At 59.7% G+C, this 390-nt stretch carries 1 protein-coding gene; it reads left to right on the top strand.

Features of this window, described 5'->3' with window-relative positions; all coding sequences use genetic code 11:
• Nucleotides 1–390: ABC transporter permease (locus R0J92_RS21885; protein ID WP_411053193.1), on the top strand; the 390-nt coding region annotated here is incomplete at both ends.

The following is a 390-nucleotide window of genomic DNA, read 5'->3' as shown; positions in this document are numbered from 1 at the left end:
AATGAATCGCTGATGGCGGCAGCATGGATAACGTTGCGCATCGCGTTTCTTTCAGCGACCGTCGCAACCGTGCTTGGCACGCTCGCCGCGCTGGCGCTGACGCGCTATACGCGTTTTCGCGGACGTATCCTGTTTTCGGGCATGGTCTATGCGCCGCTTGTCATGCCGGACGTCATCACCGGCCTTTCGCTACTGCTGTTGTTCGTGGCGATGAATTTCGACCGCGGCTTCTGGACGATTGTCCTGGCCCATATCACTTTTGCCATGTGTTTCGTGGCAGTCGTCGTGCAGTCGCGTCTGGTGAGCTTCGACCGCTCGCTGGAGGAAGCGGCCATGGACCTCGGCGCGCCGCCGGTCACGACTTTCATGAAGGTGACGTTACCGGTGATC

It is taken from the genome of Tritonibacter sp. SIMBA_163, assembly GCF_046535935.1.
In the GTDB taxonomy this organism is placed as follows: Bacteria; Pseudomonadota; Alphaproteobacteria; order Rhodobacterales; family Rhodobacteraceae; genus Epibacterium; species Epibacterium scottomollicae.
Note: the sequence above shows the minus strand (reverse complement) of the source record. Positions and strands in the feature narration are given on the sequence as shown.